This is a genomic window from Legionella santicrucis (genome assembly GCF_001468135.1).
Taxonomy (GTDB): Bacteria; Pseudomonadota; Gammaproteobacteria; order Legionellales; family Legionellaceae; genus Legionella; species Legionella santicrucis.
In genome coordinates, this window is sequence record NZ_LNYU01000091.1 from 105,751 (window position 1) to 125,840 (window position 20,090).

The window sequence follows — 20,090 nt, forward strand, 5'->3', positions numbered from 1 at the left end:
CTGTTCAGGTTATTCTGATCAATCCCAAAGCACATCTTTATCCTTTTTAATGGCTGCTTGTAATAAACCAATTAAAGGAATAGCTCGTTTTTTCAAACTAATTTCTTCATCATTTTCCTCATCATCTTCCACTGTTTTTTCTTCTTTTTTAAGACCAGATTGTAAATTCAGCAAAGCCTCGGGAAGATCTTCAGATTTGATTGCTCCTGGGATAGCGCCGCTATGTCCCATTAAAGAAAGTAAACTCTTGGCTATATCCGCAAAATACGTAATGTCCTCATAAGCATCAGTATGAAACGTAACCAACATTAAAATCTCCTTTTAATTTTTTATCCTATAATCATCCGTAAGTTTGCAACAAATATGCGGCAATTGTACGAAATCCCATCGCTTCACCACCTTCCGGTTTACCTGGTTTATTGCTTAAATTCCATGCCATAATATCAAGATGTATCCAAGAGGTAGTCTTTGACACAAATCGCTGCAAAAATAATCCTGCAACAATGGCTCCGGCATATGGATGGTCACTTGCATTACTTAAATCAGCCACATTGGAACGAAGGATCTCTTCATAAGCATCAAATAACGGTAAACGCCAAACAGGATCGACTGCTTTCAAAGAAACATCACTCACTTCTGTAGCAATCTTATTGTTATTCGTAAAAAATGCAGCGATTTCACTACCCACTGAAACTCGAGCAGCGCCAGTTAACGTAGCAAAGTCGATTAATAATTCAGGTTGTTCTTCGCATGCTTTTACTAAAGCATCAGCCAAAATCAAACGACCTTCCGCATCAGTATTGTGTATTTCCACAGTTAAACCGTTACGCATGGTTAAAACATCCCCTGGTCTAAATGCATCAGGTCCTATAGAATTTTCTACTGCAGGAATCAGCATGTGTAATCGAACAGGTAAATGACGCGTCATAATCCACTGTGCAAGGCCAATTACATGTGCTGCTCCCCCCATGTCTTTCTTCATAAGACGCATTCCGTAGGCTGATTTAATGTCCAAACCACCGCTATCAAAGCATACTCCTTTTCCTACCAGAGTAACACGGGGATGATTCTCATCACCCCAAGTTAACGACAACAAACGTGGTGCAGATTTAGAAGCACGTCCTACAGCATGGATAGCTGGAAAATTATCTTTGATTAATTCCTCTCCAACCCATTGTTTAAATTGTGCATTATGTGTTTTAGCTAATTGCTCAACTACTCCAGCCATCTCTTTTGGCCCTAAATCACTAGTTGGTTTATTAATCAAATCTCGAACTAAAAATTGAGCTTGTACTAAATTTAAGAGATCATTTAAATCATCTGAATTGACTACCAAAATCCGTGGCTCAGTTTCGTTTTTCTTGTAGGCTTCAAAACAATATTGTGCTAAAGCCCAATTCATTAATGCCTCTTGAGAACAGAAGCCCTGTACTTTATAAGTACTAGGAGGAAGTAATAGAGCCGCATTAGCCATCGCTTGAACCTGATTTTCATTACCACAGCCTATATAGGCTTTATCAATTAGACCATCTGCATTAAAGATAAAACAAGAATCACCTATATTTCCTTTAAATTGATGTAAAGCAAAACAATTTCGTTCCGCAGACGTTAGTTTGCTACTCTGCTCTTCCCACTGCCCCTGTGAAATCAAATAAAGAGGAATAGCTCTATCACTCTGAGTTTCATAAAATAATTTTGCTTGCATATTTCTTATTCCTTCACTTGGCCACGAAAATGAGAAGCTCTTAACCCTGTTAATCCTAAAACCAACAAATAAATGACTACTACCACCAATACATGCAGTGATAATACACTTAAACGTTTTATTGGAGAAAAACTAAGCCAATAACTTACTGTTTCAGTCGTAAAAATTAAATAAACACTAATTGCAATATTAGCACAAATTAATTGGATGCTATATTTTAACCATCCTGGGGAAGGTTTGAATACTCCACGTTTAATCAGTAAAAACAATAGACTGCCACAGTTTATATAACCTGCTAATGCAGAAGCCAAAGTCAAACCGGCATGAGCAAAATGTCGAATAAACAAAAAGCACAATAAAGTATTCATTACCATACAAATAGCGCCTACTTTAACTGGCGTACTGATATCTTGTTGTGCATAAAAACCTGAAGCCAAAACTTTAACCATCATAAAAGCAGGAACACCTGCCCCAAGAGTAATTAAACTCTTCTGGGTTTGTAGCACATCATAGACTGTAAATTTACCGTATGCAAAACAGCTGGTGATTAAAGGCATTGCAAATAAGCACAACCCCAAACCAGCAGGAATTCCAATCAGCAAAATTAATCGTAATCCCCAATCTAATGCACTCGAATACTGACTTATACTTTGTTCAGAATATCTTCTAGATAAGTGAGGCAAAATTACTGTAGCAACAGCCACTCCAAAAACACCTAACGGGAAATCAGTGAGACGATCGGTATAATATAACCAAGAAACACTGCCCACTTTTAGAAAAGAAGCAAAAATACTGTCAACCATTAAATTAAGCTGAGCTATAGAAACACCAAATAAGGCAGGGATCATTAATTTTAGTACTTTATTAACCCCTGCATCATCTCTAACTACACGTGGTCTTACCAATAAATTACGTTGATATAAAAAAGGAATTTGAAAAATTAATTGTATAATTCCCGCAATAAGGACTCCCCACGCTAAACCAACTACAGGGGTAGGCAAATGAGGGCATAAATAAATCGCTGCAAGAATCATGCAGATATTAAGCAAGACCGGAGTAAATGCGGGGATTGCAAAATAACCATAGGTATTTAACACTGCTCCAGCCATAGCTGTTAAAGAAACTAACATCAAAAACGGAAAGGTAATACGCAGCATTTCTGTAGCCAATAATGCACGACTACTATCGTGGCTAAATCCAGGAGCAAACAAAAAGATAATCACAGGTGCTGCAAATATTCCAATTAAAGTAACAACACTGAGAATAGATCCTAAATATCCAGCAATACGAGCAATAAAAACACGAACATCCTCTGGAGTGCGTGTTTTTTGATATTCTGCGAGTACAGGAACAAATGCCTGCGCAAAAGCCCCTTCCGCAAATAAACGACGCATAAAATTAGGAATACGAAATGCAACAAAAAAAGCATCCATGCCTGCTTGAGCACCAAAAAAATTGGCAAGGACCATATCACGTACAAAACCAACAACCCGTGAAATAAAAGTCATCACTGATACTAGCGTAGTTGAGCGCAATAAGCTTTGTCGTTTAGGTACCATAATTTCTGCATCTGTTGCTGACATAATTTTAAAATAAAACGAAAGATATCTTATGATATACCTAAATCCATTCTCTTACATAATCTTATAACGCATGAGAAGTGAAACAATCATTCATCACTCAGAAACAAACAAAGCAAAATCAAACTGTACTCAACGAATTCGATATACTGTCTTTGATCCATTTAACGACATCAACAGCATAAAATGCCTTTTATGCTGCACATAAATAAAACTCAACTCTGTTATAATTATGCCTTTGTGGCTGGAGTAATATTATTTAATTGGCTTTCGATAATTTCAGTAATCTCCCCAAACATTTTTTGGCATGACTCACTATTTCCAGAAGACTGCTGATAAATAACATTCACTAAAAAAGCAGATAATGCATTACAAACCATTTTTTGATTATGGAAATGAGGAGGGAGTTTTTCCATAGATTCAACTAAAGAAGAATATAAATTTTGTCCTATAAAATTCATTATCCGTGAGTAATCTTCTGCAGTAGGTTTGTCTGAAGTTTCTTTAATACTGGTATTCATTAATATCCTGTAAATTATGGATGAAATTTGCAATGCAATTATAGATGTCCCAAAAGTGAAACACAATAAAGAGCTTTGGACAAAAATCAGTACCTCCTAGTATGAAAGAAAATTAGGTATTGTTGGCAATTTATTCTGTCCCCTAAGCCTCGCTTATTATGATCTTGATTCAAAAATGCTAAATCCATTTGAACCAATATTGGTTTCTTGTAACTCCAGATAAAAGCGTGGCACGTAAGCAGGAGAACCCCATTGTCAAAATACCCTAATATAACCTGAAAAAAATGAGCATCTTAGACATTCAGTCTCTTGGTTATAAGGGAATTAAAATTTGATTTTCCATGAGTAAACAAATAAATTATATTGACAATTTGTATCTTGTTGTGCATGATCATCATCTTTTGTACCTACTGAATGAGTGGAGATTTTTAAGTGGCAAATATTAAATCAGCAATCAAACGTGCTCGCCAAAACGTTAAACTGCGTCAACATAATGCCAGTGCACGTTCTATGTTCCGCACTTACATCAAAAATGTGCTTAAAGCTGTTGAATCAGGTAATAAAGAAGCTGCTCAAGCTGCCTATACTAAAGCACAACCTATTATTGACAAAGCTGCAGGAAAAGGTTTGATTCATAAAAATAAAGCTTCACGAATTAAAAGCCGTTTAGTAGCACGTGTAAAAGCAATGGCTGCATAATTATCTGAATTTATAACTTCGAACTGGTAACATGCCAGTTCGTTTGTTTTCTGTAACAACCTAAGTAACCCACTATTTCTAATGCTGGTGTTTTTTGCTAGAAAAGATGAGTTTTCTGCTAAGCACACGTCTCGGACTGAAGAAGCATTGAAGCCGTTCTAAAGCTTAGTACGATATTCTTAATAAATAACATTTGAATGATCCGCTAATTTCCATTTTCTAGCTAACTCATAAGCATTTTGCGCCGCCTCATGTTGTCCATTTTTTCCGGCTATATCAATAAAACTAGTAAATGTAACTGCATTAGCCAATCTCATTTTTTTTGCTAATTCAAAAGCTCTTTGTGCTGCTTCAAACTGTCTATTTTTTCCTGCTATGTTAATGAAACAATTAAATGTAAATTCATTAATTAGTTTCCATTCTTTAGCTAACTCAAAAGCGTTTTTAGCTGCCTCATATTCACCATTCTTCCCTGCTAAATCAATAAAACTTGCGAATGTGACTCGATCAAGCAATCTTTTTTCTTTAGCTTGTGCAAACGCATTTTGTGCAGCTGCAAACTGCTTATTCTTTCCTGCTGCATTAATGAAACTATTAAAAGTAATCTGATTTGCTAAGTTTCTGCTTTTAGCCAATTCAAAAGTATTTTGTGCTATTTCGAAGCGTCCATTTTTACCAGCTACATCAATAAAACTTGCAAAAGTGACTTCATTAGCCAGTTTACAGTTTTTAGCTAACTCAAAAGCATTATGCGCCAATTCAAATCGTCCATTTTTACCAGCTACATCAATAAAACTAGAAAAGGCAGCTTCATTGAGCAATCTACATTTTTTTGCTAATTCAAAGGTATTATGTGCCACTTCAAATTGTCCATGCTTTCCAGCTACATCAATAAAAGTCGCGAAGGTAATGGCATTGGTCAATTTCCATGTTTTTGCCAATTCAAATGCATTTTGTGCTGCAAGGAACTGTCCATTTTTTCCTGCAACAACAATGAAACTATTAAATGTAATCTCATTAACTAATTTTCTTGTTTTAGCAAATTCAAATGCATTTTGTGCCGCTTCAAACTTTTTATTTTTTCCTGCCATTGTAATAAAACTATTAATGCTGGCTGCATTAGCTACTTCTTTAGTAATTAATAAATTGTAAACAGCACATATAAAATTCCAATCCCTATTAAACTTATTCATTAATTGATTGCAAACAACTACATCAATACTGTTTTCAGGTGCATTTTTTAAAAGAGATAAAATAGGTGATAAATGTTTTTGATATGCAATATGTTTGCTCAATGCAATTGCGCCACTAATGTCTTTTTTTATTGTTACCTTATCTCCTAAGATTTTTATTAATTCCTCAAACATAATAACTCTCACTATCTAGTAGTTTTATTGATTTTTAGCCAAAAGGGCATTTGAAAATCAGTCAACTATCCATACTATGTGTATTATTTTTGCACATAAAACTTAACCTTAAGTGATATCAAAATGAATAAAATGAATAGCATATTACCGGAAGGAATACAAAGTGAGTTTCGTTAAGGCTATATTAATCTTTTTTTAAAATTGAGTGTGCTCGAGTTGTCTATGCAAAAAAAATTAACATGAGTTGCAACATATAAAAGCAAAAGATGACTCTTTTTAAAAATTTTGAATAACGCCCAAATACGCAAGATGGCATCTTCTGCCTACATGACATCGTGAGCCACCCCAATCAAATTTGCTCTGTAAGGCTATTATTCATAATAGCCTTTAGCTCTATATATTTGTACAAAAACTCAATTGGCAACTCCCTTAACCACCTAAAGATCTGTTATTTCCCGCTAGCGCTGCCCTCGCATTTGATAGATCATCTTCTAAGGACGCGTGTATATCAAATGATTGCATTATATTTAAAAGACGCTCATTCATTTGCAAAAAGTTGACAAGTGCTCCAGCTACAGCCTCATCTTGAGGATAAGAGATGAGCCGATTCAAAGAACCTTCCATAAGATTATTCTTCTCTAAAATTTCAGCCTCAATCATATCAATCACATCTGCTGAATCTGCTTGACTAAGGCGCTCTTTCAATTTCTCTTCTTGACTCATAAGAGTTTCTGAAAGTATCTCAAGTTCTTTCAAGCTCTTAATAAAGCTACGAACTTCATTCTTTTGAGTATCAGTTAAATTCTTCAACGTTTCTTCAAGAGCAGCTGACTCATTTTTTTCTAAAATGCTTTTTTTTACGCCCATGTATTTTGAAAGCTGTCCTACATATTTAGAACCGTATATTAAAGCTAACCTAGCCTCCTGTTCTTTCCCTGCTGCCAGTGTTGATAAAAACTGATACGCATCTTTTCCCTGAGTAATTAATTTTTTAGCTACACTATCAAATTCGGTTTTTGTTTTTGCCGAGTAAAGCTCTTTTTGCAACACATCCAACTTATTGCAAAAAGATTTTGCTTTTTCTTCCGCCGTAATGAAATTTTGATGTATACGATTAGCCATAGTTCTCTTGTCCTCGAATGATTTAGTACTCATGTTATTTTCTCACTAAATTAGCGCTTATTTATTGAATCAGTTGATAAACGTCCATGAACAATATTTTCTTTTTTCAAGAAGAAAAGTACCTTTATACTTATCAGGAGAAACAGTAAAAAACTCACTTGAAAAAGCTCATTCTGACCCCCAGAATAACTTGGCCTAAAAAAACACATTGTTGTTTTTGATTATGATACTAAATGAATTGTGAAACAAGAATTTTATGAATGTTAAACATTAATCAAAAAAGAGCAACTCTTCGCCGAGAATTGCTCTTGTAAACTATCTTTGTGCTGCGACTGAAGGTACTGTTGAAAGTGACTCGTCACTCACGTCTTCATCTTCTTCACTCTCGATATAACTGCGCCCTAATATCTGGCAAAGTTGTTTTTTATCATCTATCGATAAATAAGAAACAACTGCTTCAAGCGGATTATAATCTTCATCATTTTCAGTGGCAGATACTTCGGAAGGATACTTCTCGTCAATTATCCATCCATCAACAATTGCCATGTAAATAGAATTTAAAAGCATTTTGGCCTGATGAATTTTTTCTTGTAATTTTTTCTCCTCTCTACTTCTTGGTAATGAGAATAGAGAAAGAGCAAATCCTTGCCACCCTGATATTTTTGTATCTTTTTTAGGCTCCACAATAGCAAATGCTTTATAACAAGCAATAACTTTATCAATTAAATTATCTTTATATTCTTGGTATCGAGTAGGCAAAGAAGCATTTCGTAATGACCATTCCAAACGTTGCAACTTACTTACAGTGCTCTTAACCTCTGTAACATATTCTTTATCTATAGATAATAAATCTAGTGTGTCTGTTGACAAAGCATCAACATGTTGAGGAGGAACACTCCAATACAATTTAACATCTTCATCGCGTCTATCACGATAGAAAACTTCTTTGCCAGAACTTCGGGTATGAGTGCGCAATTTACCAGTACTATGTAACAGAATAGGCTCTAAACCACGTATAAATCGAGGCAAGGAAGTAGCTTTAAAAGGTGCAAGTTGTTCTTCTGTTAATATCCCTTCTAACAGATTAAGAGCTTCACTTTTACAAGTATGAGATTTTTCAAGACTGGGTCCCCAAAAACCAAATGACACATGTAAATCAAATGGCTTTAGCCGGGAAGCACGTCCCTCCATTTTTGCTTTGTATTTTTCTATCTCAAAAATATGCTTGGATACCGGTTCTTCTTTATAAAATCTCACCTTTTGCGATGGATTCGATGGGATTTCAGAACCTACAATTTCTTTAATGGCAGCCTCTTGATCAGCTACTGCTTTAATGCATCTTTTTTGTATCTCATTAAATTGCTCCTCAGTGAGTTCAAAAGTATATCCATGCAACCCATGACCAAGATCCATAAATCGAACTTCTTCGTGAGTGAGTATTCCATGATTACCTTGAAAATCAACATCCAAAGCAAATTTAGTTTTTAATTTACCCCACCAGCTCTTTTTATCAGTTGTACTTGTTACACCATAAAATCCCCAAGTCTCTGTGACCTCAAGCAACTGTTTACTTTCATTCAATTTAGATAGAAAAAAAGAACCATGCCAAAAAGGATTACCTTCTACAGTATGATCAAATACGCAAATAGTTAACGTATGTTTCATCTCAACACCCCTGTTATGTGAATTTTGGTACCATTCTAAAACCAGATAAAGCAAAAGATATTTTGAGTAAATATTATCAAGGATGCAAGAATTTATTTCATAGAAAAATAGGAAAGTGTACTGCCACTATCTAGAGATTTAATAAAAAACCACAATAATAACGATCAATTTCTCTGATAAGCCAATGAAAGTTTTCGCTTCTTACTAAAAAGTGATGTTTCTACAACATTTATAATGTGATTATAATATGTTTTACCTATAAACATGAGGGCAATAATAAGTGGAAAATAAGACAGCGCGTTTTACCGTACTAATGGATCCGCAAAAAAAACAGGCGTTTGAAAAGCTATGCGCTTCCCAAGATTTGACTCCATCTCAAGTTGTCAGACAATTAATTCGAGAGTATCTTGAGAAACACGAGGTCCGTTATCTTGAAGAAGGTACAGACACAGCTCTTAATCCACAAGAAAAAAATGAGTAAATTATCTTCTTTCCGTAGGCTGATGATCAAAAATTTTCTTAATCTGTATTCTGCACATTCTGAGCAAAGTCGCTTACAGCAATTTTCTGGAAAGATGAAGCTTCACTTAATTCATGAATGCTTTCTTTTAGAAAGGCTAATGCCTCATCAAAAGTGCAAAAATTATTTTTTTCTCCAATCAAATCGATAAGCCCAGATTTTTGCAATTTTCCCTTAACTCGGTTGTTAGCACCAGACAATATGACGTTGACACCACGCTTTTGTAAATCTTTAATAACTTCTTCTAAAGTTTGCAGCCCAGTTATATCGATAAAAGGAACCCATTTAAGTCGAATAATAAGATGTTTTGGATCGGTATGTGTTCCAGCTAAAGCACGTTCGAAATTTTCGACAGCGCCAAAAAAGAAAGGGCCTTCAACAGCAAAAACTAACACCCCATGTGGCAAAGTGATAAACCCTTTGTGTGCAAACTCCTGTACCAACTCCTGCTCTGTCGCCTGACGAACTTCAACGCTGGTTGCCATTCTTCGAAGAAACTGGAGTGTTGCCAGAATGACACCAATATTAACTGCGACTACCAGATCAACAAAAACAGTCAGTACAAATGTAATCAACAAAATCACTGCATCTGCCAAAGGAGCCCGATGTAACATTTTAATAAAATGCTTCGCTTCACTCATATTCCAAGCAACCACAAAAAGTATAGCGGCCAATGTGGCCAATGGAATATGGACCGCCAAAGGAGCCAATATCAATAAAATAATGATTAAGGTAATTGAATGCACAATACCCGCAATTGGACTTGTACCACCATTACGAATATTAGTTGCTGTTCGTGCAATTGCACCTGTGGCAGCAAATCCCCCAAACAAAGGAGCTACAATGTTGGCCAAGCCTTGACCCACTAGTTCTTGATTGGAGTCATGTCTAGTACCAGCCATGCCATCAGCAACCACAGCAGATAAAAGCGACTCGATGGCTCCAAGCATAGCAATTGTAAATGCAGGACCAATTAACTCAATGATTTTGTCCCATGTGACGGAAAGAGGTGCAAACCCAGGTATCCCCTGAGGAATCCCGCCAAAAGCGGTACCAATTGTTTTGATTCCTTTGAATTGAAATATTACTTGAATTAAGGTCGTAACGATCAGTGCCACCAAAGGCCCAGGAACGCGTTTTAGCATTGGCACTTTTGGACTGTAGACAACTAATATGATTGCAAGAACGGCTAGCAAAGTAGTTGCTAAGTGGAACTGAGGAAGCACTTGAATTAAATGGATCAATTTAGTATGAAAGTGTTCCCCATTAACAGCAGGTAGCCCAAAAAAATCTTTCCATTGCCCTACCCAGATAATAATGCCAATCCCTGCAGTAAAACCAACGATTACGGGATCAGGTATAAATTTAATAATAGTTCCCATTTTAGCCAAACCAAGTAATAGCAACATTACCCCTGCCATCATACTTGCAATTTGTAAGCCTTCAATGCCGTATTTTGCTGTAATACCAGATAAAATAACGATAAATGCACCCGTTGGTCCTGCAATTTGAAGTCGACTTCCCCCAAATATCGAAACAAACAATCCAGCCACAATAGCGGTGTAGAGCCCTTGTTCTGGTTTAGCTCCCGATGCAATTGCGAATGCCATAGCAAGCGGTAAAGCAACAACACCTACAATAACTCCAGCAATAATATTATTGATCCAGTGTTTTGGCTGGAGAAGGCCTGCTTTATTTGCTTCTAGAATCGCTAACATAGTGATGTTCTCACGGGTACATATGATAATAGTATTATAATGATATTATCATATCTCAACAACAAGTAAGCTTAGGTCATAACTATAGATACTGGACTTTTTCCGCCTATTCAGTTTATTACTCATTAATATCACACACATTGAGCCATTTTTATGGATTTGAAATGAAATTTGATAGCCTGAATGCAGAAACCAAATTAGATTCCGTTTTGCTGCGCTCAGGCTATATAGAGGCCTAACTATAAATGCTTACTAACCGTGCTTGATTCAATTGATCAAAAGCACGTTTTGCTGGTGTAAAGTTAGGATATTGGGTCACTAAACGTTGTAAAATCATTCGTGATAAAACTTCATCACCTTGATTCCACTCATTAAGCGCTTCTAGGTACATTAAATCAGCTGTTTGTCCTGCAGCAACTACAGGTGCATTATTCATCAACACAGGCTCAATAAAACTAACTCGTGCTTGAGTTTGTGCTTCTAATCGCTGTAAAACTTGGCGTGCTTGCAAATTACCATTATCACTTGCTTGCTGCAATAATTCTTTGCCTTTAGAAACTGAGTGCTCGCCTGCAGTACCTTCCAAATAATAAGTGCCTAATTGGTATTGAGCATAAGCATTTTGACGTAAGGCTAATTTTTGATAAAAGCTTGCTGCCATTTTAGGATTTTTTTCAACACCCAAGCCATAGTGATACATTCTAGCTAAAGCCAGCATTGCCTTTTCATTACCTTTATCTGCTGATTGCTGGTAATATTTGAGTGCGTCATTAAAATCAAGCTTGGTAATGACACCCGTCTCAGATAATAATCCCAATTGATAAAGTGCATTAGCATTTCCTAGTTCTGCTGCTTTTTTATACCATGCTAAAGCTTGCTGTGTATCGCGGGCTTGTCCTAATCCATAAAAATAAATGGTCCCCAATTGATTCATAGCCTCATGAACTCCTTGATTTGCTGCCTCAGCAAAGAAGTCCCTAGCCTTTTGGTAATCCACTGGTATGCCTTTTCCATATAAATACATTAAACCCAAATTATATGTTCCTAAAGCATCGCCTTTTTCTGCTGCTTCTTTATATTCTTTCAATGCCTTAGGATAATTATCATCAACAGTTTCATGTATAAAACCTAATGCGACTAAAGCTTCGGGCAATGCCGTAGCGGCCTTTTGGTACCACTCTTGTGCCAAATTATAATCGGGATCACTATTGATACCCAGTTGATATAATTGAGCTAATAGGTATTGGGCTAGAGGATTTCCTTGTTCTGCTGAAGCAGTATACCACTGTCGGGCTTCAGTCAAATCAGGTTCAGAGCCTAAACCCTTCTGCAACATATATGCTAATTTCAATTGGGCATACTGATCTCCTTTTTCAGCAAGACCAGCGTAAATTTGTTTCGCTTCCTGCATTTTTTGGGGATCAGAATTGTCTATTAAATAATAATCCGCTAAAACAATTCCGGCATGGCTATTTCCTAACTGATAAGCTTGGATCAAATTAGGTAAAAACTCCACTCCCATCTGTTTTTGCAACACAGCCATATTGAAATCAGCGTAGGAAAATTTATTATTAACTGATTGTTGTAACTGTTCCATTCCTTTTGCTGTGTCCTGAGCAATGCCTTTGCCTTCTGCTACATAAGTACCCAAAATAAAATCGCTTACGGCATTTTTTCCTGATTGTTGATACCAAGTGATTGCTTGTCCAGGATCAGCTGCTACCCCTATGCCTCGATCATAAAGTAATCCTAACAAGAGTGCGGCTTCATCATTACCGGTTAAGGCTTGTTCCTTAGCAATCTGGAAAGCTTGGTCTTGTCTTTGCTTGTCTTCATCCATTGCATTATAAAAAGCAAGTGGTAATAAAGCTTGAGATACTCCGCGATCTGCGGCTCCTTGATAAAGCTGACGTATCATTGCTATTTTATGCTTTCTGACATTGACACTTAACGCACTATCATTCTGTCGCGCCAAGTTATCTGCTAATTCATATTCCGCAGGACCATAATTATTAGCTGCAGCCAGATACAACATAGATGTTGCCTGTTCTTGATTAGGCTGAATATATACCGTTCCATCCTGCCCCGTTACTCCTTGAGTAAGAATTCTGGCGAGTACATATTGAGACTTTTTATTTCCCTTAAATGCAGCATCCGTTAAATCATTTAAAGCAAGCTGATAATCATTTTTATCCTTAGCATGTTGCAAATATAACATGCCTAGATTGTACTCGGCGCCTAAATGTTGTTGTTGTGCCGCATTTTGATAAAAAATAATTGCAGAAGCATCACTTTGAGCGACACCAATACCGTATTGAAACATTTGCCCTATTTCAAACTGCGATTGAGCATCACCTAATATTGCTCTGGAATATAAATTGCTAAAAATAGACATATAATTCAGTTGAGCTTGCCAATCATTTGTCCATAAATCCAGGATACTCGCTTGTGAGTTATCATCATAATCGTAATAATTTGCATCAATATAAGGTACAGGTAAATTTGTTTGGTTAAAAACAGGACTATGTTCCCTTAATGCAGCGGCCAGCTGCTTGTTTAAAGGATAAAAAGGATAAGTCCATTGATTGGATTGGAAATCAGGATTTTTACGAAGTAGTACATCATAAAAACTGGTTATAGGAACATCATTGGGCTGAATCAATTCAAATTGGGGTTTAAATACAGATTGACGTATCACATTCTTCAATTTGGGTGCTTGATTATAAGCAAAATCACCTAAGACAGATGGATTTTGCCAGGCACTGAATATTCCTTGCATTTGAAAATCAGTCTGCTCCAATTTATCCGTTACACCATTACTCAACCACAATGCCGCTTGTGCCAAAGCAGCTTCTTGATTTTTTGAGCTTTCATCTTGATTAGCTTGGTCTAACCATTGCTTTGCTATATTAGAGTCCGTCTCAACACCTATTCCTTTTTGGTACATTTCGGCCAACTCACGTTTACCCTGAGGCAATCCATCTTGAGCCGCTTTTAAAGTCCACATAAAAGCAGTTTTAGGATCATAAAGTGGACTTTTGGGTTGTAAATAAATATGAGCCAAATCTAAGTATGCTTGATCATTCTGCTGATTACTTGCTTTATTAAACCACTCCAGAGCTTGATCCTTTTGATTATGCTCTAAAGCCAATTCTCCCAAAGCAACCATTGCCGGTGCAAAACCTTGAGATACAGCCCGATTTAATAATTCGATCCCTTTATCTTCATCTTTATCAACCAATTTTCCTTCAATATAAAGATTGCCTAACATAGTAAGAGCCTGGGGATTATTATTGGCAACTGATTTATTCAACCAAATAAGCCCCAATTTACGATTTGATGAATTTCGGCTATCTATAAAGTTCTTTGCTAAAGTAAATTGTGCAATTGAATTACCATTTTTTGCTGCATTAATATAATAGCGACTTGCTATATCACTATTTTTTTTGACTCCAATTCCATACATATAAGCCGCTGCGGTAAACATTTGGGCATCTACATCCCCAACATCTGCTGCTTTTTTAAACCATCCTAGAGCTTGCTCGGGATTTTTTTCATGTAATAAAGAGTATTTGGCCATGAGTAAAATGGCAGGCAAATATCCTTTTTGCGCCGATTGGGTAAAATAACGTATGGCAAGCTGATTGTTTTTTAGTTGACTATATCCATAAAGGTAAATTCGACCTAAATAATAATCAGCAACAGCATTTTTTCCTGATTGACTCATCAAAGGTTCAATCGCTTTATTATAGTTGCCTAATCGATAAGCACTGAAATCATCAGCAAAAGCTTGTTGGCCGGCTGATGCAACAAACAAACATACCCAAGGTACTAGCGATTTCATGAAAATTCTCCCTCTTAACACAGCAATTTAACCTGAATTTTTTTATGATTTCAGATTTATACCCCAGGTATTATGCCATAATGCACTACCCCATTAACTGCCTCATTTCGAGTAGCACCATCTACGATCCAATAATTACCTTTATTATTTAAACCAAATTTAACATGAACGTACTCACATACTTTAATCGTATCAGCACAATCTAAAATTTTTCCATAGGAAGTTTTACCATCTCCTAAAGTACAAATAAATTTGACTAAAGGTTCCCCGGTTGCTAAAACTGCCCATTGGTTACCACCAATAGAATGATTCACACGTGTTGAATATTCGCTGTCCTCATCACGCATTTGGTATAAACTCACGGTTTGCGGCAATTTATTGAAAAAGAAATATAAAGATTGCAAGGCGCCCTCTTTTCCTGGATAAAGGCTCAATATTTTTAAACTTTCCTTATACCCAACAGGTCTGCAGCCTATGGGAAATCGAGTTTCCTCTTTTGCCGACTTTGCTTGTGCATCCCCATCTTTGTTTTTTTTAGATTTAGTAGCCGCGTCAAGATGAGTAGATAACAGCCCCAAGAAAATAATCAATGAAATTGAAGTGAATCTTTTTATTGTATTCATCATTTTTCTCACTCACTATCATTTATTGGACGGACAATTATTGTTGTACCCATGAAATTATTACGTTCACTGGATAACTCAACAAAATTTTGATTTAACCATTTAGCATCAGCAGTAAACATCCTCACACAACCGTGGCTTGCTCTGACTCCTGGTATGTCTTCAGAACCATGTAATGCGAAGCCTTTATGAAAGAACATGCAAAAAGGCATCTTGGCTCCACCTTTACCGATTGGGAACACATCGGATGTACATTTCTCATTTTCTTTACTAAAGACGCGATAAATACCTGTTAAAGTCCGGCAAGAACGATTCGCATCAGGACATCTATCTCTTCCTGATGAAATAGGTCCCCATTTTACCAAGTTACCTTCAGCATCATAAGCGGCATAAGCTAATTTATCTTGGTCTACAATAATTTGCTTTTGATGCTCATCGGGTATCTTAAGCGGGAAAGGAGAAACATCAAAAACAGTGAGATACGCTAAGTTTTTTGGTACCGCAACAATTTTACCAGCCCATAGGGGGTTATAAGTACGATTAACCCTTTGTACAATGTCACGCTGGGTAGGATCAGGAAATAAAGTTTCCCAACTTTGTCCTGACTCTATTTTAATACAGTCATATTGAGGATAACCACATAATCCTGTGCCATAGAAATTAGCGGCATTTACTACAGCACCCATGAGCATCATTAATGCAATGGAAAGTATTTTATACATATGCCCCCCTCACCTTACTTTTTATTTTTTATCTGCAAGATCTGTGCTGAAATACAATTTTTTTCTAATTATTATTCGAGCATATCTATCCTAAGTGTAGTACGAATACTAGAAATTTTGCTAGGGTTATAAATAATATTCTCATCCTCTATTTCGTTAAGACTGACATTAATAATCACAAATAAATCTTTGTGATTAAATAGTGTGCATGCAAGATTATTATTCATCTCCATTTTTTCATGGCAATGTATTTTCGCCATGAAAAAATAGAAAAATGCGCCTTGCCAAATGCTCATTAATACCCGGTACCTTAGCAATTTCTTCTAACGGCGCTTTCGCAAGTTCACGAAGCCCTCCAAAACGATGCAATAATGCTTGTCTGCGTTTTCCACCTACTCCTTCTATATCTTCAAGAATAGAATCCAGCTGTTTTTTTTGTCTTTTCTTGCGATGGGCAGTAATCGCAAAGCGATGTGCTTCATCGCGAATATGTTGTAACAAATGCAATGCCTTAGAATCATCAGGTAAGCTCAATTCCAGCGCCTCATGCACTAAAATTAACTTTTCCCATCCAGCTTTTCGTGACGGTCCTTTTGCGACGCCCAATAAAATCACAGAGGATATATTTAAAGATGAAAGTGCTTTTTGAGCAACAGCAACCTGTCCCTTACCTCCATCAATAATGAGTACATCAGGTAAAGATTGAGTTTCTACTAAACGTTTAAAACGACGAGTAATTGCCTGCTCCATAGCAGCATAATCATCACCTGGCGTGATGCCTTCAATATTAAAACGCCTGTATTGATTAGGACAAGGGCCTTCCTGTTCAAATACGACACAAGATGCCACCGTCGCCTCTCCAAGCGTATGGCTTATATCAAAACATTCCATGCGTTCAATTGGCCTTTTCAGTCCTAAAAATTGTTCTAACTCTTGAAAACGAGATCTCATGGTAGAATGTTTCGTGACATATTCAGCAACAGAAACACGTAAATTATTCAATGCAAAATCCATCCAACGTAATTTAACACCACGAGGATTGACCTGAAGTTTACATAATTTACCACGTTGCTGCGATAATGCTTCTTGAAGTGCTTTTTGATCATCTATAGGGTGATTCGTAATAATCAGTGCTGGAATTTTCTCCGGGGCATCTAAGTAATAAAAGCCAATAAATGCGCTAAAAATTTGTTGCCATAGAGCTTCCACACTGAACTCTTCATCCAATCCTTTTTGTGGCAAAGATGGGAAATAACTATGGCTTGTTAATATTTGCCCCTCTCGAATGGTCACACACTGCACGCAAGCAAAACCCGGATTTACTTCAATGGCAATGGCATCCGCATCTCCTTGTAATTGTAAAATTCCTTGTTGCTCTTGAACTAATCGTAAGCTTTTAATCTGATCTCGCAAAAGAGCCGCTTCTTCAAAATTCAACTCGCTGACTGCCTTATCCATTCGTTTTGCTAATTCATCAAGAATTAATTGGCACTTACCTTGTAAAAAACGCATGGCATCTTGTACTGAGCGTTTATACTCCTCTGGAGAAATGTAATTAACGCAAGGTGCAGTACAGCGCTTAATTTGATACTGCAAACAAGGCCGTGAGCGTGCATTAAAATAGCTGTCACGGCAATTACGAATTTTAAATACTTTTTGAATGGTTACTATAGTTTCTTTTACTGCCCCACTACTAGGATAAGGACCGAAGAAATCTCCAGAAAGTGGTTTTTTTTTCGAGCGATAACTCTCTATTCGCGGAAATTCAGAATGATTAGAAAGATGGATATAAGGATAAGATTTATCATCACGTAATAAAACATTGTATTTGGGTTTTAATGTTTTAATGAGATTGCTTTCTAAAAGCAATGCCTCCGTTTCACTTCGAGTAACTGAAATTTCAATAGAAGCAATTTGAGTTACTAAAGAACGTGTTTTAATCCCTGTTTTTTGCTTATTAAAATAGCTCGTAACCCGTTTTTTCAAATTAGCAGCTTTACCCACATAAAGCACAGTACCCTCTTCATCCAGCATTCGATAGATACCCGGTTCATTAGGAAGCTTAGCGAGGAATAATGCCAATTCTTTAGAAATATTCATATTGATAATAATAGCAGTATTTTTATGGAGCAGCGGATTATAACTTGGACGACAAAAAGATAATCCACGTTTTTGACATTAAAAATTAGAGAATTAAAGCAATGAATTCTTAATGTAGCAATTTTCTATTCTTCTGACGTCAAACCAGTAGGATTTTCTATGATTCCATGTTTCAAAGCTAGGTAGGTAAGCTCAACATCATTTTTTATACCTAATTTCTCAAACGTACGATAACGATAACCATTAATCGTTTTAGTACTCAAGAAAAGCCTATCGCTGATTTCCTGAACATTCATGCCACTTGTAATCATCAACATCACTTGCATTTCTCGTTCAGATAATATATTAAAAGGAGATCCTTGTGCTTCTTCCAAGCTGTTGATTGCCATTTTTTGAGCAATTTCGGCACTAAGATATTTTTCTCCTTTAGCTACTTTACGTATCGCAGCAGCCATTTCTTCAGCACCCGATTCTTTAGTGAGATACCCCATAGCCCCTAATTGTAAAACCCGAGTGGGTAATACATCAGAACACATTGCAGTTACGGCTATGACTTTAATATGTGGATTTGATTTTTTCAGACGGCGCGTTACTTCCCAGCCATCAATTCCAGGCATTTTCATATCTAAAAGAACTACATCAGGAGAATATTGCTTGACTAATGCTAAAGCTTGCTCACCGCTTTCTGCATCAGCAACAACTTCTACATCTGACATATCTTCGAGTAATCGTCGAATACCCATTCGAACCAATGCATGGTCATCAACAATTAGTACTTTAATCAAATAATGCTCCTTGACTCGAAACAGCCAATGAACAAACTAGGTTGCTCGATGTTAACAACACTGGCTGCGCATTACAATACATACTTCGAGCGATTATACTATGGTACATTAACACGCCCTAATATGAATATTAGGATTATCCGGATCTACTGCAAACAAAGGTGGAAATTCACCTAGCTCTCGAGTTCGTGCTAAAAGCTCACTTATATTAGACAAAACAAAATCGTACAAAATTTGATAATCGCTAATCACAAAATAAACCGGTTGTAGCATATCGATACGGTAAGGCATACGAAATGCCGGTATTGGTTCAAAAATCACTCTAAGTGGAATATCACTTTCTACACTGTAAACAATTTCACTAATTGATGAAAGTATTCCACCGCCATAAGCCCTTAATCCTGTTTGGGTTTTAATTAAACCAAATTCAACGGTGAACCAAAACATACGTTGTAATAAGGCCCAATCAGACTCAGGGAAAGTTAAAACTTTACGAGCATAATCATAAACAAACTCAGCGTAAACTTTATCGGTCAACATAGGGCAATGGCCAAAAACCTCATGAAAAATGTCAGGTTCTTTTACATAATCCAATTCTTCTTCGCTACGTATAAAAGTAGCGACCGGAAAATGTTTTGTGGCTAATAATTCAAAAAATTCACGGGCGGAAATTAAGGCTGCGACAGCAGATACTTGCCAACCTGTCTCAGCTTTAAGGCATCGACTTAAGTCTGGAATCTGTGGTATGACATCAGAAGTGATACCTAAAGTTTTTAATCCACTTATAAACTCATCACAAGCTCTTCCAGGTAATAGTTTCACTTGCCGTTCAAATAAAGTTTTCCAAATCTTGTTTTCTTCCGCAGAATAATTTACAAACCCTTGAGCGTCGGGAATATGCGCTACATAACGGCTTGAAAACTCCATAATATCTCCTTCAATTACACAATAAATCTTAAAAAACTGTTCAATAAGAGTAGTGCTTATTATAAAAAAAATCATCTTTTTCTGTTATTAGGTAATATACGGATAAATGTCAATAGATATTAGTAATTTTTCAACTTTTTCTATGAAATTACTGCACTCATCTAAAATAATAGAACAAGAGCTAGGCAATAA

16 protein-coding genes are annotated in these 20,090 nt (G+C 36.5%); 2 read left to right on the forward strand and 14 right to left on the reverse strand.

Annotated features, from left to right (window positions below):
* Window positions 1-18: 18 nt before the first annotated feature.
* From Lsan_RS18160 to Lsan_RS18175, 4 genes are all read right to left on the reverse strand, one after another.
* Window positions 19-309, reverse strand: a complete 291-nt coding sequence (locus tag Lsan_RS18160) for a DUF1840 domain-containing protein (RefSeq protein ID WP_058515528.1) — start codon at window positions 307-309, stop codon at window positions 19-21.
* 31 nt (window positions 310-340) lie between these two features.
* Complete coding sequence (locus Lsan_RS18165; RefSeq protein ID WP_058515529.1) at window positions 341-1,705, reverse strand: leucyl aminopeptidase family protein; 1,365 nt, start codon at window positions 1,703-1,705, stop codon at window positions 341-343.
* A 5-nt stretch (window positions 1,706-1,710) separates the two neighbouring features.
* Entirely contained in the window at window positions 1,711-3,288 is a 1,578-nt protein-coding gene (murJ, locus tag Lsan_RS18170) for a murein biosynthesis integral membrane protein MurJ (RefSeq protein WP_058515530.1), read from the reverse strand.
* 227 nt (window positions 3,289-3,515) lie between these two features.
* Window positions 3,516-3,806 carry a hypothetical protein gene (locus Lsan_RS18175; protein ID WP_058515531.1) on the reverse strand — a complete coding sequence of 97 codons (291 nt, stop codon included), beginning with the start codon at window positions 3,804-3,806 and terminating at the stop codon, window positions 3,516-3,518.
* A gap of 432 nt (window positions 3,807-4,238) precedes the next feature.
* Between Lsan_RS18175 and rpsT the strand changes: the two genes are divergently transcribed.
* Entirely contained in the window at window positions 4,239-4,505 is a 267-nt protein-coding gene (gene rpsT / locus Lsan_RS18180) for a 30S ribosomal protein S20 (protein ID WP_058515532.1), read from the forward strand.
* A 179-nt stretch (window positions 4,506-4,684) separates the two neighbouring features.
* On the opposite strand, the gene Lsan_RS18185 is transcribed toward rpsT, so the two are convergent.
* The 3 genes from Lsan_RS18185 to Lsan_RS18195 all read right to left on the reverse strand — a co-directional run bounded on the left by Lsan_RS18185 (window position 4,685) and on the right by Lsan_RS18195 (window position 8,659).
* Window positions 4,685-5,872: a hypothetical protein gene (locus tag Lsan_RS18185; protein ID WP_058515533.1), complete on the reverse strand. Its 1,188-nt coding sequence runs from the start codon at window positions 5,870-5,872 to the stop codon at window positions 4,685-4,687.
* Between the two features lie 429 nt (window positions 5,873-6,301).
* Window positions 6,302-6,994, reverse strand: coding sequence for a hypothetical protein (locus Lsan_RS18190; RefSeq protein WP_058515534.1), 693 nt, complete (start codon window positions 6,992-6,994; stop codon window positions 6,302-6,304).
* 315 nt (window positions 6,995-7,309) lie between these two features.
* Window positions 7,310-8,659 (reverse strand): hypothetical protein, encoded by a 1,350-nt coding sequence (locus Lsan_RS18195; protein ID WP_058515535.1) that lies wholly within the window; start codon window positions 8,657-8,659, stop codon window positions 7,310-7,312.
* Between the two features lie 280 nt (window positions 8,660-8,939).
* Between Lsan_RS18195 and Lsan_RS18200 the strand changes: the two genes are divergently transcribed.
* Window positions 8,940-9,140 (forward strand): CopG family transcriptional regulator, encoded by a 201-nt coding sequence (locus tag Lsan_RS18200; protein WP_058515536.1) that lies wholly within the window; start codon window positions 8,940-8,942, stop codon window positions 9,138-9,140.
* Window positions 9,141-9,178: 38 nt separating this feature from the next.
* Here the strand turns inward: Lsan_RS18200 and Lsan_RS18205 are convergent, their stop codons facing one another.
* The 7 genes from Lsan_RS18205 to phhA form a co-directional block, all read right to left on the reverse strand.
* A complete protein-coding gene (locus tag Lsan_RS18205; protein ID WP_058515537.1) occupies window positions 9,179-10,897 on the reverse strand; it encodes a SulP family inorganic anion transporter in 1,719 nt (572 codons plus the stop codon).
* Between the two features lie 235 nt (window positions 10,898-11,132).
* Entirely contained in the window at window positions 11,133-14,741 is a 3,609-nt protein-coding gene (locus tag Lsan_RS18210) for an SEL1-like repeat protein (protein ID WP_058515538.1), read from the reverse strand.
* Window positions 14,742-14,797: 56 nt separating this feature from the next.
* On the reverse strand, window positions 14,798-15,364 hold the full coding sequence (locus Lsan_RS18215; RefSeq protein ID WP_193392764.1) for an endopeptidase IV: 567 nt from the start codon (window positions 15,362-15,364) through the stop codon (window positions 14,798-14,800).
* A gap of 8 nt (window positions 15,365-15,372) precedes the next feature.
* Window positions 15,373-16,086, reverse strand: coding sequence for a L,D-transpeptidase (locus Lsan_RS18220; protein ID WP_058515540.1), 714 nt, complete (start codon window positions 16,084-16,086; stop codon window positions 15,373-15,375).
* A gap of 237 nt (window positions 16,087-16,323) precedes the next feature.
* The gene (uvrC, locus tag Lsan_RS18230) at window positions 16,324-18,186 is read right to left on the reverse strand and encodes an excinuclease ABC subunit UvrC (RefSeq protein ID WP_058515542.1); all 1,863 of its coding nucleotides are present in this window, start codon (window positions 18,184-18,186) and stop codon (window positions 16,324-16,326) included.
* A gap of 125 nt (window positions 18,187-18,311) precedes the next feature.
* Window positions 18,312-18,971: a two-component system response regulator LetA gene (gene letA, locus Lsan_RS18235; protein ID WP_058515543.1), complete on the reverse strand. Its 660-nt coding sequence runs from the start codon at window positions 18,969-18,971 to the stop codon at window positions 18,312-18,314.
* 108 nt (window positions 18,972-19,079) lie between these two features.
* On the reverse strand, window positions 19,080-19,898 hold the full coding sequence (gene phhA / locus Lsan_RS18240; protein ID WP_058515544.1) for a phenylalanine 4-monooxygenase: 819 nt from the start codon (window positions 19,896-19,898) through the stop codon (window positions 19,080-19,082).
* Window positions 19,899-20,090 lie beyond the last annotated feature (192 nt).